Source organism: Bacillus sp. JJ634, from assembly GCF_036962285.1.
Lineage (GTDB): Bacteria > Bacillota > Bacilli > Bacillales > DSM-1321 > Peribacillus > Peribacillus asahii_A.
Window position 1 is genome coordinate 1 of the sequence record NZ_JBALMU010000069.1, and the last position, 20,697, is coordinate 20,697.

The window sequence follows — 20,697 nt, forward strand, 5'->3', positions numbered from 1 at the left end:
AGGTGTAATAAAATTACAAATTTGGGTATATACTTTTAATTTGTCCTAAAATTCTATATATTTAGAAAAGAAAGATAAAATAAAACATCTGTAAAAGTATTGATATATAAGGGTTTTTAAGGGATTTTTTCTTCCACAAAAAATAATTTATTGTAAATTTTAGAAAAAATAGTGACAAACATAGAAGGTGTGTTATATAATACAAACAAGGGAAAGAAAAACTGTATTATAACATGAGGGGAGCTCCGAAGGGATGTGAGAAAGCGATATGGTTACCAAAGTAGAGAGTCTAGAAATTAATGGGGAGATAAAACCTGGTTTTGAGGAAATCCTTACACCAGAAGCTCTACAATTTATTGCAAAAATTGAACGGTATTTTGGTCCAAGAAGAAAAGAACTTTTGGAAAGACGCATGAAAGTTCAGGAAGAAATCGACCAAGGTAAAGTACCTCAATTTCTAGAAGAAACAAAACATATCCGTGAAGATAACTGGACGATTGATCCACTGCCGAAAGATCTTCAAGATCGCCGTGTAGAAATCACTGGACCAGTTGAGCGGAAAATGATAATCGATGCTTTGAACTCAGGTGCTAATCTTTTCATAGCTGATTTTGAAGATGCGAATTCGCCTACATGGTCGAATTGCATTGAAGGTCAAATCAATTTACGAGATGCAGTTCGTCGAACGATTGCCTTCGAAAATTCAGATGGAAAGTTATATAAACTAAACGAAAAAACAGCTGTCTTAACAGTAAGACCTAGAGGATGGCATTTAGAAGAGAAGCATGTGCTTTTAAATGGCCAACCGATTTCAGCCAGCCTTTTCGATTTTGGACTCTATTTCTTTCACAATGCAAAAGCATTGCTGGAAAAAGGGACAGCACCATACTTTTATCTTCCCAAATTGGAGAATCATCTTGAAGCGAGACTATGGAATGATGTGTTCGTTTATGCACAAAATGATTTAAAAATCCCACAAAGTACAATTAAAGCAACTGTACTAATCGAAACAATTTTAGCCGCTTTTGAAATGGATGAGATTCTATATGAACTGAAAGAACATTCAGCTGGCTTGAATAGTGGGCGATGGGATTACATATTCAGCTTCTTGAAAAAATTCCGTCACTATAATCATGGTATTTTCCCGGATAGGGCACAAGTTACGATGACAGTACCGAATATGAGAGCATATTCCTTGCTCGTAATCCAAACGTGTCACAACCGAAATGCTCCGGCAATCGGTGAAATGGCTGCACAAATTCCAGTGAAAGGTGATGTCGAAAAGAACGATAAAGCTTTTGCTATAGTGCGTGCAGACAAAGAGCGTGAAGCGAGAGATGGGTATGATGGAACATGGGTAGCTCACCCTGACATGGTCAGTATTGTAAAGGAAGTATTTGACTTGCTTGTTCAAAAGCCCAACCAAATCTATCGTAAACGTGAGGATATACAAATAAAAGCAGAGGACTTATTGGAGGTCCCAACAGGAACGATCACTGAAAGCGGTTTACGCACTAACATTAATGTTGGTATTCAATATATTGCTTCTTGGTTATGCGGTCGAGGAGCGGTTCCTATTCACGATTTAATGGAAGATGCCGCGACAGCAGAAATTTCAAGAGCGCAAGTATGGCAATGGATTCATCATCCAAAGGGAATTCTTGAGGATGGTCGAAACATTACAAGTGAGCTATTCAAATCGATCCAACAAGAAGAGTTAGAAAACATTCAAGCGGAAGTAGGGGAAGAAGCATTCGCAACAGGGAGATTCATCGAAGCCGCCAAGCTGTTTGAAGAATTGAGTTTAGCTGATGACTTTGCCGATTTTTTAACGAATCCGGCATATGCACATCTTTCATAATAGTTAAATAGTTTCATAATTTTATATAAAAATTAGGAGGAATTTAATCATGAGAGAAGAAAGAGCAAAACAATTACAACAAAGCTGGGAAAACGATGCAAGATGGAAAGGAATTACTCGCCCTTATTCTGCTGAAGATGTTATCAAATTAAGAGGATCAATCGATATTGAACATACATTAGCTCGTCGTGGTTCAGAAAAATTATGGAACCTTCTTCATACAGAAGATTACATTAACGCACTTGGTGCACTTACAGGTAACCAAGCAATGCAACAAGTAAAAGCTGGTTTAAAAGCAATCTACTTAAGCGGTTGGCAAGTGGCTGCGGATGCAAACATTGCTGGTCAAATGTACCCTGACCAAAGCTTGTACCCAGCAAACTCTGTACCACAAGTAGTAAAACGTATTAACCAAACATTACAACGTGCTGACCAAATCTCTTACTCTGAAGGAAACACAGACATCGATTGGTTCGCACCAATTGTTGCCGATGCAGAAGCTGGTTTCGGTGGAGCACTTAACGTATTCGAATTAATGAAAGGTATGATTGAAGCAGGTGCTTCAGGCGTTCACTTCGAAGACCAACTTTCTTCTGAGAAAAAATGTGGTCACTTAGGTGGGAAAGTTCTTCTACCAACTCAAACAGCTGTACGTAACTTAATCTCTGCTCGTTTAGCTGCGGACGTAATGGGTACACCAACACTCTTAATCGCACGTACAGATGCTGATGCTGCAGATTTAATCACAGATAATATTGATCCAGTTGATGCACCATTTATCACTGGTGAACGTACACCAGAAGGATTCTACCGTACAAAAGCTGGTCTTGATCAAGCGATTGCTCGTGGTCTTGCTTATGCACCATATGCTGACCTTATCTGGTGTGAAACGTCTGAGCCAAACCTTGAAGAAGCTCGTCGCTTTGCTGAGGCAATTCATGAGAAATTCCCTGGTAAACTACTTGCTTACAACTGTTCACCATCATTCAACTGGAAAGCTAAACTTAGCGATGAAGAAATTGCTAGCTACCAAAAAGAAATCGGTAAGTTAGGATACAAATTCCAATTCGTTACACTTGCTGGTTTCCACTCATTAAATCATAGCATGTTCAATCTTGCTTTAGGTTACAAAGAGCGCGGAATGGCTGCTTACTCAGAGCTTCAACAAGCTGAATTCGCAAGTGAAAAAGACGGTTACACAGCAACTCGTCACCAACGTGAAGTTGGAACTGGTTACTTTGATGAAGTAGCACAAGTTGTATCTGGTGGAACGTCTTCTACAACAGCACTTGCTGGTTCAACAGAGGCGGAACAATTCCAAACATCTAATAAATAATTATGAATGGTAATCTTGCCTACTAATTATAGTAGTGAAGAATGAACTACTGTGTCGTGTCTATTACCTTACTCACAAAGGAATAACATGTATTGAAGTAAGGGAGTAACTCTACTTTAGAGTGAACCCCTTACTCTTTTTTTGGTCCGATAATAAATGCCCAAATTTCAGTAAACACGTTAGCCCGCTGCAGGGTGTTAATTATCACAAGGATGATTGGACCGATAATTAATCCCAAAAAGCCAATTAATTTATACCCAATAAATAGAGAAATAAGTGTAGCTAATGGATCAATACCGATGCTTGAAGAAAGAACTTTCGGTTCAATGAGTTGCCGTTGCACAACGACGATGATATACAGGACAGCAAGTCCAATGGCAAAACTAACATCTCCAGTCATTACTTCATAAATCATCCAAGGAATAAAGATAGTCCCCGTTCCTAAATAGGGAATAATGTCAATGAAACCGCAAATTAAGGCGATTGTAATAGAATAGTTTACTCGCATAATTAATAACCCAATTAAAATGGTAATTGTTGTTAAAGAAATCAATGTGCATTGAGCGCGGATAAAGCCAAATAAAGCTCGTTTCAGATCATGGATCACTCTTTTTGCACGAGAAGACACTTTATAAGGCAGAAATTTAGCCGTTAATCCTCCAAGGCGATGCCAATCTTTACTAATGAAAAAAGTAGCCATTAAGGAAAAAATAAGTGCTGTTATTGTATTTGGAAACCACCCAAGAATAGCGGGTATATTTTTTAAAATAAATTGAATAAATTCGCTGACGGCTGTAGTGATAGATTGTCCAATCTGTTGAACATTTTCCATGATTGTATCCTGCTGGGCAACATCTAGTCTGTTAAACAAAGTGGCGGTTTCATTATAAAAAGGAATAATGGTTTGGGCGATAAAGTTTTCGATGAATGTAACAAAGGTTTCAATATGTGTTGGAAGTACACTTGCTAAATAAGTCGTACCGGAGACAATTTCAATAATAAGTAATGTAAGAAGTCCAGCTAAGGCAGAAAAGATAAGCAAAAGAGAGAGTAATACAGCAAGGCTTCTTGGCAATCGTGCCTTTTTCTCAAGAAGGGTAACGAGCGGATTCATAAAGAAGGCCAATATGACGGCGATGATGAATGGGTATGTATAAGTTGATAAATAAAAAAGAGCAGTACAGCCTAAACTAATTAATGCAATGACGAAGAAACATCGAATAAAACGATAAAGATAGACGGAATTCAAAGCTTCTCCCCCTTATAAAATATTTGTATTATATAATTGTAACGACAGGAAGAAGAATTGGAAAGTTTTAACTGAGGAAGCGAGTGGATTTTTCATTTGCTTCATCTAAGAAATTTTTGAAAAATATACTTGTTTTGTTATGTTAAAATAATAAATGATAAGGGTGGCAAGGAGAGAGTGAATGGGTCCGATTGTGTTTTTACTGTTGCTTGGAATCATTGGCTGGCTTGGCAAGAATACATCGCTAATGGTTGCAGCAGGCTTTTTGTTATTGATGAAATTGCTTATGCTTGACACAAAAATATTCCCTTATTTAGAGGGAAAGGGGATTAATCTGGGGGTTACAATCATCACGATTGCCGTATTAGTTCCAATTGCAAGCGGTGCGATTGGCTTTAAGGAATTAGGGGAAGCAATTAAGTCTCCTTATGCTTGGATTGCTCTTATATCTGGAGTCGCTGTTGCTTTAATCGCTAAAAACGGATTAACGTTATTACAGCATGATCCGCATATTACGACGGCGCTTGTTTTAGGTACAATTCTGGCTGTTGCTTTATTCAAAGGTGTGGCAGTGGGCCCGCTAATAGGGGCTGGAATCGCTTATATATGCATGAAATTGTTCGATTTTATGAACTAATAAAAAATAATGGGGATACTTTAGGAATATAGGGAATCATTGATTTGACGGGCTTTAAACAACGATTTATGAAGCGGGAAAGGAAGAATATAGGTGAGTTTTTCTAATAAAATAATAATTTTTTCACAATTTAAGTGCTTTTCATTCCCAAAAAAGTGATTATTGTTTATAATAAACATGTAACTGCTGAAAAATGATAAATAAGCGTCCGAATCATTTTAATGGATGCGAAGATTACTTGTAAGCGTTTCAGGCAGTTATTGACCAAGCGCTCGCTAGGAAAAGTAAAACGCATATTTGATTTTTAGAAAACGGCAAGCGAACGATAGGTAGCATACATAGCATAGTCTATCTTTAATGTGAACGCTTTCATGGAGGAAGCGCGGTTTTTTCTAAAAATATATATGATTAGTTATAATACTTAGTTCTTAGAGGCGCTATATTTATACGCAATAAGTAGTGGGCATAGGGGAATATTTTTTAAAAAGGAGAGATTTTATATGACAGCAACAAAAGGTCTAGAAGGTATTGTAGCAGCAACTTCATCTGTTAGTTCAATTATCGACGACACATTAACTTACGTAGGTTATAACATTGATGATTTAGCAGAAAACGCAACGTTTGAAGAAGTAATCTACTTATTATGGCATAAAAAATTACCAAATAAAGCTCAATTAGAAGAGTTAACACAACAACTTGCTGACAACGCAGAAGTTCCAGCAGAAGTTCTTAACCACTTCAAATCATACCCAATCGATAAAGTTCACCCAATGGGAGCTCTTCGTACGGCAATCTCTTTACTTGCACTTTATGATGAAGAAGCTGATGTAATGAGCGACGAAGCTAACTATCGTAAAGCAATCCGCATTCAAGCGAAAATCCCAACAGTTGTAACTGCATTCTCACGTGTTCGTAAAGGTTTAGATCCAGTTGCTCCACGTTCTGATTTAAGCTTTGCTGCGAACTTCTTATACATGCTTAGTGGAGAAGAGCCATCTGCAATCGCAGAAGAAGCATTCAACAAAGCGTTAGTTTTACATGCTGACCATGAATTAAACGCTTCTACATTCACTGCACGTGTATGTGTGGCTACACTTTCTGATATCTATTCTGGTATCACATCTGCTATCGGAGCTCTTAAAGGACCTCTACACGGCGGAGCAAACGAGCAAGTTATGAAAATGCTTACAGAAATCGGTTCTGTTGAAAACGTTGAGCCTTATATCAACGCAAAATTAGCAAATAAAGAAAAAATTATGGGCTTTGGACACCGTGTATACCGTAAAGGTGACCCACGTGCGCCACACCTTAAAGTAATGTCACAAAAATTAACTGAGCTTACTGGTCAACCAGAATACTACGAAATGTCTGTTAAAATTCATGAATTAGTAACTGGTCAGAAAAATCTACCACCAAACGTAGATTTCTATTCTGCATCTGTATACCACAGCTTAGGTATCGAGCATGACCTATTTACACCAATTTTTGCTGTAAGCCGTACGTCTGGCTGGATTGCTCACATCTTTGAGCAATATGCAAACAACCGCTTAATTCGTCCACGTGCAGAGTACAATGGACCAGGTATGCAAAAATACGTACCAGTTGATGAACGATAAAATTTTTTAATAAAATAAAATTTTTTAAAAAATTTGTTTAATATTTCGACTGATTTGTAGTAAATTAATACATGTGAGTAAAAAAAGGTTAGCTGGCTCGCCAATTTGGAAAGAGCCACTAACCTTTGAATTTGAACCGGAGGTATAGACATGACACAAGGACAAAAAATCACAGTTACAAACGGAGCACTTAACGTACCAAACAACCCAGTAGTACCATTTATCGAAGGTGACGGAATCGGTCCTGATATTTGGGCAGCAGCTGTACGCGTTTTAGACGCAGCAGTAGAAAAAGCATACAATGGCGAAAAGAAAATCGAATGGAAAGAAGTTCTTGCTGGGGAAAAAGCATTCAACCAAACTGGCGAATGGCTTCCACAAGAAACTCTTGATGTAATCAACGAGTATCTAATCGCTATTAAAGGACCTCTTACAACTCCAATTGGTGGCGGAATTCGTTCATTGAACGTTGCATTACGTCAACAATTAGACTTATTCGTATGTCTACGTCCTGTACGTTACTTTGAAGGTGTACCTTCACCAGTTAAACGTCCTGAAGACACTGACATGGTAATCTTCCGTGAAAATACAGAAGATATCTATGCTGGTATTGAATATGCACAAGGTTCTGAAGAAGTTAAAAAATTAATTTCTTTCTTACAAAACGAATTTGGTGTGAACAAAATCCGTTTCCCTGAAACTTCTGGTATCGGTATTAAACCAGTATCTGAAGAAGGTACAAAACGTCTTGTTCGTTCTGCACTTAACTATGCAATTAAAGAAGGACGTAAATCTTTAACTTTAGTTCATAAAGGTAACATCATGAAATTTACAGAAGGCGCATTCAAAAACTGGGGTTATGAAGTAGCAGAAACTGAATTCGCTGATAAAGTATTCACTTGGAACCAATATGACAAAATTAAAGAAGCTGAAGGCACTGAAGCTGCAAACAAAGCACAAGCTGCTGCTGAAGCTGAAGGCAAAATCATCGTAAAAGATTCTATCGCTGATATCTTCTTACAACAAATCTTAACTCGTCCAAAAGAGTTTGATGTAGTAGCTACAATGAACCTTAACGGTGACTACATCTCTGATGCACTAGCTGCACAAGTTGGTGGTATTGGTATCGCTCCAGGAGCTAACATCAACTATGAAACTGGACACGCTATTTTCGAAGCTACTCACGGAACAGCTCCAAAATACGCTGGTCTTGATAAAGTTAACCCATCTTCAGTTCTTCTTTCAGGTGTACTTTTACTTGAACACCTTGGTTGGAATGAAGCAGCGAAAAGCATTACAGCTTCAGTAGAAAAAACAATTGCTTCTAAAGTTGTAACATATGACTTCGCTCGTCTAATGGAAGGCGCTAGAGAAGTTAAATGTTCTGAGTTCGCTGACGAATTAATCAAAAATCTTTAATTCTCATTCAGATATATCTTATGAAAAAGCAGCTTATCTATAGCTGCTTTTTTCATTGTATAATCGTATATATGGCATTGCTTTATCTGGGAAAATTTTGTATTATTACATATTGAAGGAGGAGAAAAATATGTCTCGTAAAAAAGTCTCAGTTATCGGTGGCGGATTTACTGGTGCTACAACTGCATTTTTATTAGCTCAAAAAGAGCTTGGTGATGTTGTACTAGTTGACATCCCACAAGCTGAAAACCCAACAAAAGGTAAAGCTCTTGATATGTTAGAAGCTAGCCCAGTTCAAGGTTTTGATGCTAAAATCACTGGTACTTCTAACTATGCGGATACTGCTGATTCTGACGTAGTTATCATCACTGCTGGTATCGCTCGTAAACCAGGTATGAGCCGTGACGATTTAGTTCAAACAAACCAAAAAGTGATGAAAGCTGTAACTCAAGAAATCGTCAAATACTCTCCAAATTCTACAATTATCGTATTAACAAACCCGGTTGATGCTATGACTTACACAGTATACAAAGAGTCTGGTTTCCCTAAAAACCGCGTAATCGGACAATCTGGTGTACTTGATACAGCTCGTTTCCGTACATTCGTAGCAGAAGAATTAAACCTATCTGTTAAAGATATTACTGGTTTCGTTCTTGGTGGGCATGGAGATACGATGGTACCATTAACTCGTTATTCTTTCGCTGGTGGAATTCCGTTAGAAAAATTAATCCCAGCTGACCGTTTAGAAGCAATCGTTGCTCGTACTCGTACCGGCGGTGGAGAAATTGTTGAACTTCTTGGAAACGGATCTGCATACTATGCACCAGCTGCGTCCCTAGTAGAAATGACTGAAGCTGTACTTAAAGATCAACGTCGTGTCCTTCCTTCAATCGCTTACCTCGAAGGTGAATACGGTTATGAAGGTATTTACTTGGGTGTACCAACAATCCTTGGTGCTGGTGGTATCGAACAAATCATTGAGCTTGACTTAACAGCTGATGAAAAAGCAGCACTTGATAAATCTGCTGAAGCAGTAAAAGCTGTAATGAGCGTATTAATATAAGTTTTTTATAATACAGAAAAAAGGTAATGGCTCAAAGCCATTGCCTTTTTCTATACTCAAAGAGAATCCAAACGTTTTGTGCTTTCATTCTAGGTCCATTTTCTTTTCTCTTTCATAATTAATATGTATATAATAAAATGAGAATGAAGGTCACAGGAATAGAATGGATTGCAGGAGGAGAAAATGGCTAAGAAAATTCTTGTTGTGGATGATGAAAAATCAATTGTTACTTTACTTAAGTATAATCTAGAGCAAGCGGGTTTCTCTGTGATAACAGCTTTTGATGGGGAAGAAGGACTTCAAACAGTAGTTGAACAGAAACCGGATCTTGTTGTGTTAGATTTAATGCTTCCAAAACTGGATGGAATTGAAGTATGTAAGCAACTTCGTCAGTTAAAAGTCAATGTTCCCATCTTAATGCTAACAGCTAAGGATGATGAATTCGATAAAGTGCTTGGACTAGAGCTTGGAGCAGATGATTATTTAACAAAGCCCTTTAGTCCGCGGGAAGTGGTGGCGCGTATTAAAGCGATTCTCCGACGTGCTCAGCAGCAAGCTCCAATTGCAGAACAAGGGACACAAGAAGATCAGCAACCATCTTTGATTATTGGTGAATTGAAAGTTTATCCAGATCGATACGAAGCCTTATTTAATGATGAGCTACTTGAATTGACACCGAAGGAATTTGAACTGCTCGTATATTTATCAAAAAATAAAGGTAGAGTATTGACAAGAGATCAGTTATTAAGTGCTGTTTGGAATTATGATTTTGTTGGAGACTCGCGTATTGTAGATGTGCATATTAGTCATCTTCGTGAAAAAATCGAAAAGGATACGAGGAAGCCTTTATATATTAAAACAATTCGAGGACATGGATATAAATTAGAGGAGCCTAAACAAGAATAATGACATATCGTAAAAAGCTTTTTTTTGCGTTAATTACCTTAATTATTGTTGTTTTAATTGCTCTTGGCGTATTGTTAGGGAATTTATTTAAAAATTCTTATGTACAAGCATTTAATGAGCAAATTCAAAAGGAAACAACATTTATCGCGCATTATATTCAAGAACATGGCGGGATTCATTCTTTTTTAGACCAGAATAATACAGTCGATTTAAAGCCGCTTATTGACTCAAATGTTACGATTTTGACCGATGAAGGGGATGTGTTATACGATTCGAATGAAGAGAAAATTGAGCATCCGAATCGCCATGCCAAGGTACTGCAACAAATTATAAAAGCGCAAGGACAAGAAGGCTATGAAGTGCCTGAAGGAAAAGCGGACTTTCATTATTATTGGCAAGTGATTAAGACAGATGATGAAATAGAAGGGTATATCGTACATAGTAGTGAAATTTCCATCATTGAACAAATGAATAAACAAATGTGGCAAATATTAACGATTAGTTTAGGCGTTGCGCTTATCATTATTTTGATGCTTGGAAGTATGATTACGAAACGATATGCAAGACCGATTGAAGCAGCAACGATGACAGCTATTGAACTTGCTCAAGGGAATTATCGAGCACGAACGAGTGAGACTTATTCGGCAGAAACAAAAATGCTTATCACATCTCTAAATATTTTGGCGAGAAATCTTGAAGAAGCACAAATTTCTAGGGAGATGCATCAAGATCGACTTGAAACGTTGATTGAAAACATTGGAAGCGGCGTTATTTTTATTGATAGTAAAAGCTATATTACGCTTATTAATCGTGAATATAAACATTTATTTAAGGTAAATCCTATACACTTTATGTTTCGCTCTTATTATGAAGTCATTGAATTTGAGGAAATTATTTCGATTATAGAAGAAATCTTTCGAACAGAACAAATTATTAAGCGTCAAATGAAGCTGCCACTCGAATCAGAGCCAAGGCATTTTGAAGTGTATGGTGCTCCAATTATTGGTAACCACGATGAGTGGAACGGGATTTTGCTTATATTCCATGATATTACCGAATTGAAGCGCTTAGAGCAAATTCGAAAGGATTTCGTAGCTAATGTATCACATGAGTTAAAAACGCCGATTACATCGATTAAAGGATTTTCTGAAACGCTTCTTGATGGAGCTCTTCATGATGAGGAGACATTGCGCAGCTTCTTAACCATTATTTTAGAAGAAAGTGATCGTCTGCAAGTGCTTATTCAGGAATTACTGAATCTTTCGAAAATGGAGCAGCAAGTATTTGTTTTGAATCGTCAAGATGTCGATTTAATCCAGGTGTTAACAGACATTTCCATGATGTTATCAACAAGATTAGAAGAGAAGCAGCTCACATTAGACATCGTTGGTCCGGATCAAGCATTCATTGAAGGTGATCTATCACGTATTAAACAAGTATTTATCAATTTAATGAGTAATGCTGTTAATTATACGTTAACTGGCGGAGCTATAAAGGTTTGTGTGAAAGAAGAGGAAGATACAGTCATTGTTGAGATTCAGGATAATGGAATTGGTATCGAGCCAAAAGAGCTTCCTCGAATTTTTGAACGCTTTTATCGAGTAGATAAAGCAAGAAGTCGAGACTCTGGAGGTACAGGTTTAGGGTTGGCTATTGTGAAGCATATACTAGAAGTGCATCATGGAAAAGTAACGGTTGAAAGTACAGTTGGTGTTGGTACAACATTTACCGTGACGTTATATAAAAAACTGCATGCATAGCAACGTTTAAGGGGTGAAGGCTACTAGGTCTTCACTTTTTTTATGGCTACGCTAAATAATGGAGGAGAGTGGATAGAACTACGCCCTGAGTATCATCTTTTTTGCAGAGTCCTATCCAATGATTGTTATTAAAAATTGGATAAGATAGATTCATTTTCAATATTTTATGAAACTTTATCCATTTTTGGGCGTACATACAGTATAGAGAGAAAAAAGGGAGGGGTTACTATCGCTAGTTTAAAAAGAATATATACGATGACAGGGTTAGCGTTGCTGATTGTGATTCTTGGAATAGTAGGTATATCTACTTGGTATACGGTAGATGAATCTGATCAAGCTGTGATTTTAACATTTGGAAAGGTAGAACAGACCGTAGCTGAACCAGGATTGCATTTTAAACTGCCGTGGCCGATTCAATCGGTGGAAAAGCTGTCAAAGGAGACATTTAGTTTACAATTTGGGTATAAACAGGAAGACGGGCAAATTTCTGAGTATCCAAATGAAACAAAGATGATTACAGGTGATGAAAATATTGTGCTGGCGGATCTTGTTGTCCAGTGGAAAATTACTGATCCACCGAAGTATTTATTCAATGCGAATGACCCTGAAGAAATCTTGTATAATACGACTTCTGCTGCCTTACGAAGCATTATTGGAAGCACAAAAATTGATGATGCCTTAACGTCAGGAAAAGCAGAGATTGAGGCTGATGTGCGTGAATTATTATCGCAATTAATGGGGAAATATGATGTTGGTATTTCTGTTTTAGCTGTGAAGCTTCAAGATGTAGAATTACCGAATGATGATGTTAGAAGTGCTTTTACCGCTGTAACGGATGCACGTGAAACGATGAATACGAAAATTAACGAAGCGAGCAAATACGAGAATAAACGTATGAATGAAGCAGAAGGGGAAAAAGCAGCAATCCTTTCAGCTGCAGAAGGAGATAAAACGAAACGAATAGAAACGGCACGTGGAGATGTTGCAGTTTTTGATAAATTGTATGCCGAATATAAAAGTAATAAGGAAATCACTCGTTCTCGTTTAATTCTTGAAACGCTGGAACAAGTGCTGCCGAATGCTGAAATTTATATTATGAATGATGATGGAAACACGATGAAATACTTACCATTACGTGCGCTTGATTCTAAAGCTGCTGCGACAAAGGAACAGACAGAGGAAGAAACGAAAGAGCAAAAATCAACGAAGGAAGGGGGAGCGGAATAATGAGCCCAAAAATTGTTGATTTAGAAGGTAAACGAAAAGATCATCTTCAGTGGCGCGGCTATATGAAAGCCGGTATCTTCTTTATTATTTTGATTGCTCTACTTCTGATTTTGCTAACGAATGTGTATATTGTAAAAGAAGGGGAATACAAAGTAGTACGCCAATTTGGAGAAGTCGTCCGCATTGATAAGAGCCCTGGCTTAAAGTTTAAAATCCCTTTTATTCAAAGTGTGACAACTTTACCAAAATATCAAATGAATTATGATGTATCTGAAGCTGAAATTAATACAAAAGATAAAAAAAGGATGCTCATTGATAACTATGCAGTATGGCGTATTGATGATCCAAAGAAGATGATTACGAATGCTAGAACATTTGAAAATGCGGAAGCAAGGATGGAAGAGTTTATTTATTCTGTTGTTCGCTCTGAGCTTGGTCAATTGAATTATGATGAAATTATTAATGATGAAAAATCTTCAAGAGGAAGTTTGAATGATCGAGTAACAGAAAAAGTGAATGAATTGCTTACCCAAGATAATTATGGGATTCTTGTGACAGATGTTCGTATAAAACGAACGGACTTACCTGCTGAAAATGAAGAGTCTGTGTTTAAGAGAATGATTTCTGAACGAGAATCGAAGGCTCAAGAATATTTATCAAAAGGTGATGCGCAGAAGAATCGAATTATTGCAGATACTGATCGTAAAGTGAAAGAGCTGTTATCCACAGCAGAAGCGGATGCAGAAGTGATTCGAGCGGAGGGAGAAGGAGAAGCTGCTAAGATTTACAATAAATCGTTCTCCAAAGACCCAGAGTTTTATCAATTATATAGAACACTAGATTCCTATAAAGAAACGATTGGCGAACAGACCGTCATCGTGTTACCATCTGACTCTCCTTATGCAAGATTGTTGATGGGGAATATGAAGTAAACTATAATAGCCGTCATTTTTCTTTCTCCTTCTTCTCATGGTAGAATAGAGGAAGAAAATGAACGGTTTTATTTAAGGAGAAGGGGCGGAACTCCGCATAAGTGTGGGTTCTCCCTTAATGTTGAGAAATACGTAGTGCAGCTTAAGGCTGTTAAGAGTGCGTGCTGCGTTCACACCACCTTTGTGTTTCCCCTTTATTTGGTATGAGGATGTAGGTGGAGTGGAAACAGTGTTGATTTGTAGGGGTGGAACTCCGCATGAATATGAGAGGGCCCATTATTTTTCGAAATACGTAGTGCAGTTTAGGGATATTAAGAGTGCGTGCTACGTTCACGCCGCCTTTGTTTTCCACTTTATGTTGTGTGAGGATGTAGGTGGAGTTGAAACGGTGTTGATTCTGTGGGGGCGGAACTCCGTATAGGTGTGGGTTCTCCCCTTGATGTTGCGAAATATGTAGTGCAGTTTAGGGCATTGATAAGTGCGTGCTGCGTTTGCGCCGCCTTTGTGTTTGGCCTTTTAGTCCCTGGATATAGGAGGAAGAATTGTTTGGATAAAAAGTTAGTATTAATAGATGGAAATAGTATTGCGTACCGGGCTTTTTTTGCTCTACCTCTTTTGAATAATGACAAAGGGGTATATACGAATGCTGTATACGGATTTACAATGATGCTGAATCGTATTATTGAGGAAGAGAAGCCGACACATATGCTCGTTGCGTTTGATGCTGGAAAAACAACGTTTCGACATGCGACGTATCAAGAGTATAAAGGAGGCCGCCAAAAAACACCGAATGAATTGTCAGAGCAGTTTCCATTTATTCGCGAGCTGTTAGATTGTTTTGGGATTAAACGTTATGAGTTAGAAAATTATGAGGCGGATGATATTATTGGAACGCTCTCACAACAAGCAGAACAAGAAGGCTTCGAAGTGAAAGTGATTTCAGGAGATAAAGATTTAACACAATTAACGTCTGATAAGACAACCGTTTCGATTACGAAAAAAGGAATTACTGATATCGAAGAATATACGCCGGCGCACGTGCAGGAAAAATACGGGCTTGTGCCCATTCAAATTACTGATTTAAAGGGGCTGATGGGAGATGCTTCAGATAATATTCCCGGCATCCCTGGCGTAGGGGAGAAAACAGCATTAAAGCTGCTGCATCAATTTGAAACAGTGGAAAAGCTTGTTGAATCGGTGGAAGAAGTAAGCGGCCAAAAGCTGAAAGAAAAGATTAATGAGCATAGGGAGCTAGCGTTATTAAGTAAGAAGCTAGCGACGATTTTGCGTACTGCTCCTATTGAAGTAGCCTTAGGTGAAACAGCTTATAATGGGATGGATCGCGATAAAGTAATAGCTTTTTATAAAGAGCTAGGTTTTCAAACTTTGCTTGATAAGCTAGATGAGGAAAATGGACAAGACATCGAACAAGAAGAGATTGACGTACAGATAGTTGATGACATTACGGCGGATTTATTTGCTGATGAAAATGGCTTATATATTGAAATGTTAGAAGATAATTATCATCATGGAGACATCATTGGAGTTGCGCTAAGCAATGAGCACGGGCATTTTTATTTTAGAGGTGAAAGTGCACTCAGCTCAGCGGCTTTCAAACAATGGGCTGAGGATGAAACGAAGTACAAAACGATATACGATGCGAAAAAAGCTATTGTTGCTCTCCGTCATCGCGGCATTGAATTAAAGGGAATTGACTTTGATGTATTTCTAGCTTCCTATATTTTAAATCCAGCAGAATCGGTTGAAGATGTTGCGGCGATCGTAAAAGTTCAGCAGCAACCACCGCTTATGAGCGATGAGGTGTTTTATGGAAAAGGGGCGAAGCGTGCCGTTCCCGAAGAAGCAAAACTAAGTGAACATCTCGCTCGTAAGGCGAAAGCGCTGTTAGCTTTAAAGGATTCTATGCTTATAAAATTAGAAGAGCATGAACAAGATCGTTTATTTATGGATTTGGAGTTACCGTTGTCGAATATTTTAGCTGATATGGAATGGCAAGGTGTAAAGGTCGATATTGAACGCTTGCAATCGATGGGGCAAGAATTATCTGTACGTTTACGGGCAATCGAAGCGAAAATTTTTGATTTAGCGGGCGAAGCTTTTAATATTAATTCTCCAAAGCAACTTGGTATTATTTTATTTGAAAAGTTAGGCCTGCCTGTTATGAAAAAAACAAAAACAGGCTACTCAACTTCAGCAGAAGTGCTAGAAAAATTAGAAGATAAGCATGAGATTGTAAAGGAAATTCTCCATTATCGTCAGCTTGGCAAGCTTCACTCAACTTATATCGAAGGATTGCTTAAAGTGGTCAATCCGAAAACAGCGAAAGTACATACTCGTTTTAATCAAGCGCTAACACAAACCGGGCGATTAAGTTCTACTGATCCGAATCTCCAAAACATTCCGATTCGCTTAGAAGAAGGACGAAAAATTCGCCAAGCTTTCATTGCTTCCGAACAAGATTGGTTGATTTTTGCGGCAGATTATTCACAAATTGAGCTTCGGGTACTAGCGCATATTGCGAATGATCCAGGCTTAGTTGAAGCGTTTCAGGCGGGGATGGATATTCATACGAAAACGGCAATGGATGTGTTCCATGTATCGACTGATGAAGTGACATCGAATATGCGTCGCCAAGCGAAGGCTGTAAATTTTGGTATTGTATATGGAATTAGTGATTACGGGTTATCTCAAAATCTAGGGATTACTAGGAAAGAAGCGAGTGAGTTTATTGCGAAGTACTTTAAGAGTTTCCCTGGTGTTCAAGATTATATGGATGCGAGTATTCAGGAAGCGCGTCAAAAGGGCTATAGTACGACGCTGTTGCATAGACGACGCTATATTCCGGAAATTACGAGCAGTAACTTTAATATAAGAAGCTTTGCGGAGAGAACAGCAATGAATACACCAATTCAAGGGAGTGCCGCAGATATTATTAAGCTTGCGATGATTAACATGAGTGAGCGTTTAAAGCGAGAAGGTTTGAAAGCACGGATGCTGCTTCAAGTACATGATGAGCTGATTTTTGAAGTTCCACCAGAGGAAATTGACATATTGAAGCAAATTGTACCTGAAGAAATGGAAAATGCTATTTGCTTAAATGTACCGTTAAAAGTGGACTATAATTTTGGAGCAACGTGGTTCGATGCAAAATAAATGAAGATAGGTGAACATCATGCCAGAACTTCCAGAGGTAGAAACAGTCAGACGAACGTTGGAACAATTAGTGTTAGGAAAAGAAATTCAAGAAGTATCCGTTTTATGGCCGAAGATTATTAAAAAACCAGAGCCGGTTGAACAATTTTGCGATGCACTTGTTGGACAAACGATTCGTGAAATTGGACGCCGTGGAAAGTTTTTAATTTTTACATTAGATGATTATTCAATGGTCTCGCATTTACGAATGGAAGGGAAATATGGAGTGTATCTGAAACAGGAGCCATATGATAAACATACCCATGTCATTTTTTCCTTTACAGATGACAGTGAGCTTAGGTACCGTGATGTTCGTAAATTTGGAACGATGCATTTATTTAAAAAAGGAGAAGAGTTTGAGCAAGAACCGCTTTTGAATCTAGGTCCAGAGCCGTTATTAGCAGATTTTACGGTCGAGTACCTACGCCGAGCATTACGGAAAACCAATCGAAAAATTAAACCAGTTTTACTGGATCAACATATTGTTGTTGGTATTGGGAATATTTACGTCGATGAGTCGCTCTTCCGTTCTGGCATCCATCCTGAGCGAGTCGCTTCATCACTTACGGATGCCGAAATTACAAAGCTTCATCAAGAAATTATTGCGACATTATCGGAGGCTGTTGAAAAGGGAGGCAGTACAATTCGTTCTTATATCAATTCACAAGGACAAATCGGTATGTTTCAATTAGAGCTATTTGTTTATGGCCGAAAAGGAGAGAATTGCAAGAGATGTGGCGCACCGCTTGAGAAACTAGTTGTCGGCGGGCGTGGTACACATATTTGTCCATCGTGTCAGGTGCGTCCATCATAAAGAAGGACAACGAGTCTACTTCGCTTTTCTTTACACATCGGATAGGCTCTTTCCATATACTGTTTTAGCAACAGAATTGGAGGGAGTCATCATCGATGTGGTTACAGCTTATTATTCTTTCTATCGCATTAAGTATTGATGGGTTCGGAGTGGGAGTCACATTAGGCATGCGTGGTGTGAAAATCCCATTTCGATCGATTATTGTTATTTCGATTTGTTCGGGTATTAGTCTCGGTGTAGCCATGCTGATTGGTGAGTTCATTAGTCAGCTTGTCTCTCCTAGTGCGGCTGAAAAAACAGGTGGTGCTATCTTAATTTTACTAGGCATTTGGCTTGTTTATCAGTTTTTTAAAAAGGAAAAAGAAATAATAGAAAGTCATTCTAAAGAAAAGATTATTTTTAACTTTGAAATTAAATCGCTCGGTGTCGTAATTAATATTTTACAAAAACCGACGGATGCCGATTTTGATAAATCAGGTACGATTAATGGCGTCGAAGCTCTCGTTCTCGGTGTGGCTCTTTCATTAGATGCTTTTGGTGCGGGAATTGGAGCGGCTATGATTGGTATTTCACCGCTAGTGCTTGCTTTTGCAATTGGAGTCATGAGCTCCATCTTTATTTGGAGTGGGCTTCAAAGCGGCAAATTACTATCAAAAAGCACGCTTGTGCAAAATTTATCTTTTCTTCCAGGGGCATTACTCATTATTATCGGGATATTAAAATTATAGAATAAATTATAAAGGAGAAGGATATGGGTCGAGTTATTGGAATTACCGGGGGCATTGCAAGTGGTAAAAGCAGTGTAAGTACGTATATTAGAGAGTTAGGCTTTGTTGTTGTCGATGCCGATGTGGCAGCTCGTGAAGTAGTCGAGCCTGGTGAAGAAGCTTATCATGACATAGTTAAAGCGTTTGGCGAGGACATTTTGCTGCCAGACGGGGGAATTGATCGTGCCAAATTAGGTACGCTTATTTTTCATGATGAAGACAAAAGACTGCATTTAAATAGCATTGTCCATCCTGCTGTGAGGAAGAGAATGAAGGAGCAGACAGAAAAAGCTTTTCAAGATGGAGAGGAAACGGTCTTTATGGATATTCCTCTTTTATTTGAAAGCAAGCTGACGTATATGGTGGAAAAGTCTCTGCTCATTTATGTGGATGAAGAGGTACAGCTTCAAAGGTTAATGAAACGCAATGATTTATCGGAAAGTGAAGCACTCGCTCGCATTCATTCCCAGATGCCGTTAGTTGAGAAGAAAGCGTTGGCAGATGCTGTTGTTGATAATAATGGAGAATTAGAAGAAACGAAGCAGCAAGTGCTTGCTATCCTAAAGCAGTGGGATATACGATAAAGTATAACGTTTGTTGGTAAGGAAGTTCTTTATCCTTTGCTGCGAACTTGCTAAACTAATCAAATGGAATAAAAAGTGAATGAATTTGATTGAAAAGAAGAAACTAACAATGTTTCTTCTTTTTTTGATGAATAAATTTAATTTATTATAACATTTTTATAGCACATTTTGACGCAAATATGTTATACTAATTGTATATGAGGTTATAAAAAGTATAACATTAATTTCGGGAGGGTCCAAACAAAATGAATGCAAGAGTAGCGATTAACGGATTTGGGAGAATTGGTAGAATGGTTTTCCGTAAAGCCATATTAGATGAAGGTTTGGACATTGTAGCAATCAATGCCAGTTATCCTGCTGAAACTTTAGCGCATTTACTTAAATACGACACTACACATGGTAAATTCGATGGAGAGATTGTACCAGAAGAAGATGCACTTGTTGTGAACGGACGTCGTGTTCAATTAATAAATAACCGTGATCCAAAGCAATTGCCTTGGAAAGAACTAAACATAGATATTGTAGTCGAAGCAACAGGAAAATTCAATCATCGTGATAAAGCAGCTGCACATCTAGATGCAGGGGCAAAACGAGTTATTTTATCAGCACCTGGTACGAATGAAGATATTACAATCGTTATGGGTGTAAACGAAGAACAACTAGACGTTGATAAACACTTTGTTATTTCAAATGCTTCGTGTACAACAAACTGTTTAGGTCCTGTAGCGAAAGTATTAAATGAAAAATTTGGTATCGATAATGGTTTAATGACAACTGTTCACTCTTATACAAATGACCAAAATAATATCGATAACCCGCATAAAGATTTAAGACGTGCCCGTGCTTGTGCAGGAAGCATTATTCCTACAACAACAGGCGCTGCGAAAGCTTTATCTTTAGTATTACCTGAATTAAAAGGCAAACTACATGGTATGGCGTTACGTGTTCCAACACCAAACGTTTCTTTAGTAGACCTTGTTGTGGATTTAAATCGTGATGTAACGGCAGATGAAATCAATGAAGCATTTAAAGAAGCTTCTGAAAGCGAATTCAAAGGAATTATTGAATACACTACAGAACCGCTTGTATCGGTTGATTTCACAACAAATCCACACTCAGCTATTATCGATGGCTTGTCTACGATGGTTATTAGTGATCGAAAAGTGAAAGTACTTGCTTGGTATGATAACGAGTGGGGCTATTCAAACCGTGTTGTTGATCTTGTTAAATTAGTAGCAGCTAAATTAGAGGAAACTTCTCAAGTACATGCTGGTTAAGGCTTAAGCATGGAGTTTTATTGACCTACTGCAAAA

16 protein-coding genes are annotated in these 20,697 nt (G+C 38.1%); 15 read left to right on the plus strand and 1 reads right to left on the minus strand.

The window, feature by feature from the left end:
• Positions 1-268: 268 nt before the first annotated feature.
• Positions 269-1,861, plus strand: a complete 1,593-nt coding sequence (aceB, locus tag V7068_RS11870; protein WP_499712972.1) for a malate synthase A — start codon at positions 269-271, stop codon at positions 1,859-1,861.
• Between the two features lie 49 nt (positions 1,862-1,910).
• Positions 1,911-3,197, plus strand: a complete 1,287-nt coding sequence (gene aceA, locus V7068_RS11875) for an isocitrate lyase (protein WP_499712973.1) — start codon at positions 1,911-1,913, stop codon at positions 3,195-3,197.
• A 130-nt stretch (positions 3,198-3,327) separates the two neighbouring features.
• Here the strand turns inward: aceA and ytvI are convergent, their stop codons facing one another.
• Positions 3,328-4,446, minus strand: coding sequence for a sporulation integral membrane protein YtvI (gene ytvI, locus V7068_RS11880; RefSeq protein ID WP_499712974.1), 1,119 nt, complete (start codon positions 4,444-4,446; stop codon positions 3,328-3,330).
• A 181-nt stretch (positions 4,447-4,627) separates the two neighbouring features.
• Here ytvI and V7068_RS11885 point away from each other — a divergent pair, with 181 nt between their 5' ends.
• From V7068_RS11885 to V7068_RS11945, 13 genes are all read left to right on the plus strand, one after another.
• The gene (locus V7068_RS11885) at positions 4,628-5,083 is read left to right on the plus strand and encodes a DUF441 domain-containing protein (RefSeq protein ID WP_252286974.1); all 456 of its coding nucleotides are present in this window, start codon (positions 4,628-4,630) and stop codon (positions 5,081-5,083) included.
• 500 nt (positions 5,084-5,583) lie between these two features.
• Complete coding sequence (citZ, locus tag V7068_RS11890; protein ID WP_499712975.1) at positions 5,584-6,699, plus strand: citrate synthase; 1,116 nt, start codon at positions 5,584-5,586, stop codon at positions 6,697-6,699.
• Between the two features lie 150 nt (positions 6,700-6,849).
• On the plus strand, positions 6,850-8,118 hold the full coding sequence (gene icd / locus V7068_RS11895; RefSeq protein ID WP_499712976.1) for an NADP-dependent isocitrate dehydrogenase: 1,269 nt from the start codon (positions 6,850-6,852) through the stop codon (positions 8,116-8,118).
• A gap of 130 nt (positions 8,119-8,248) precedes the next feature.
• The gene (gene mdh, locus V7068_RS11900) at positions 8,249-9,181 is read left to right on the plus strand and encodes a malate dehydrogenase (RefSeq protein WP_499712977.1); all 933 of its coding nucleotides are present in this window, start codon (positions 8,249-8,251) and stop codon (positions 9,179-9,181) included.
• Positions 9,182-9,364: 183 nt separating this feature from the next.
• A complete protein-coding gene (locus V7068_RS11905; protein ID WP_499712978.1) occupies positions 9,365-10,087 on the plus strand; it encodes a response regulator in 723 nt (240 codons plus the stop codon).
• The gene (gene pnpS / locus V7068_RS11910) at positions 10,084-11,847 is read left to right on the plus strand and encodes a two-component system histidine kinase PnpS (protein WP_499713004.1); all 1,764 of its coding nucleotides are present in this window, start codon (positions 10,084-10,086) and stop codon (positions 11,845-11,847) included. Before V7068_RS11905 ends, pnpS begins: the two co-directional genes overlap by 4 nt.
• Before the next feature lie 255 nt (positions 11,848-12,102).
• The gene (gene hflK / locus V7068_RS11915; RefSeq protein ID WP_499712979.1) at positions 12,103-13,074 is read left to right on the plus strand and encodes an FtsH protease activity modulator HflK; all 972 of its coding nucleotides are present in this window, start codon (positions 12,103-12,105) and stop codon (positions 13,072-13,074) included.
• Positions 13,074-14,006 carry a protease modulator HflC gene (gene hflC / locus V7068_RS11920; RefSeq protein ID WP_499712980.1) on the plus strand — a complete coding sequence of 311 codons (933 nt, stop codon included), beginning with the start codon at positions 13,074-13,076 and terminating at the stop codon, positions 14,004-14,006. Before hflK ends, hflC begins: the two co-directional genes overlap by 1 nt.
• 546 nt (positions 14,007-14,552) lie before the next feature.
• The gene (polA, locus tag V7068_RS11925; protein ID WP_499712981.1) at positions 14,553-17,180 is read left to right on the plus strand and encodes a DNA polymerase I; all 2,628 of its coding nucleotides are present in this window, start codon (positions 14,553-14,555) and stop codon (positions 17,178-17,180) included.
• A 19-nt stretch (positions 17,181-17,199) separates the two neighbouring features.
• Positions 17,200-18,033: a DNA-formamidopyrimidine glycosylase gene (mutM, locus tag V7068_RS11930; protein WP_499712982.1), complete on the plus strand. Its 834-nt coding sequence runs from the start codon at positions 17,200-17,202 to the stop codon at positions 18,031-18,033.
• Between the two features lie 95 nt (positions 18,034-18,128).
• A complete protein-coding gene (gene ytaF / locus V7068_RS11935; protein WP_127761602.1) occupies positions 18,129-18,761 on the plus strand; it encodes a sporulation membrane protein YtaF in 633 nt (210 codons plus the stop codon).
• Between the two features lie 23 nt (positions 18,762-18,784).
• Positions 18,785-19,384: a dephospho-CoA kinase gene (coaE, locus tag V7068_RS11940; RefSeq protein ID WP_499712983.1), complete on the plus strand. Its 600-nt coding sequence runs from the start codon at positions 18,785-18,787 to the stop codon at positions 19,382-19,384.
• A 245-nt stretch (positions 19,385-19,629) separates the two neighbouring features.
• Positions 19,630-20,661: a glyceraldehyde-3-phosphate dehydrogenase gene (locus V7068_RS11945; protein WP_499712984.1), complete on the plus strand. Its 1,032-nt coding sequence runs from the start codon at positions 19,630-19,632 to the stop codon at positions 20,659-20,661.
• Positions 20,662-20,697: the final 36 nt, after the last annotated feature.